1 protein-coding gene is annotated in these 352 nt (G+C 43.2%); it reads left to right on the top strand.

Annotated elements, in window-relative coordinates; translation table 11 throughout:
* Nucleotides 1-108 precede the first annotated feature (108 nt).
* Nucleotides 109-352, top strand: a 244-nt coding sequence (locus C6N31_RS47280) for a catalase (RefSeq protein ID WP_498063731.1), incomplete at its 3' end; no start/stop codon positions are given.

Genomic DNA, 352 nt, shown 5'->3' with positions numbered 1-352 from the left:
ATAATTAAAACATAAATATGTTAGTTTTGGTGTAATAAGGAAATTTATTTAATTATTAATAATTATTTAATTATTTAATTATTTCAACCTTTTTTTTGTTCAGGTCCAATCCTGCTGGAAGACTATCACATGATAGAAAAACTTGCCAACTTCGCAAGAGAGAGAATTCCAGCGCGAGTTGTCCATGCGAGGGGAGTCACTGCGAAGGGTGTGTTCGAGGTCACGCATGACATCTCTCATCTCACCGCTGCCGATTTTCTGCGAGCTCCGGGAGTGCAGACGCCGGTGATCGTCCGGTTCTCCACCGTCATCCATGAGCGCGGTAGCCCGGAAACCATTAGAGATCCTCGAG

Origin of the sequence: Streptomyces fildesensis, assembly GCF_016107395.1 — a bacterium.
Lineage (GTDB): Bacteria > Actinomycetota > Actinomycetes > Streptomycetales > Streptomycetaceae > Actinacidiphila > Actinacidiphila fildesensis.
This window is presented reverse-complemented; position numbering and strand designations above follow the sequence as displayed.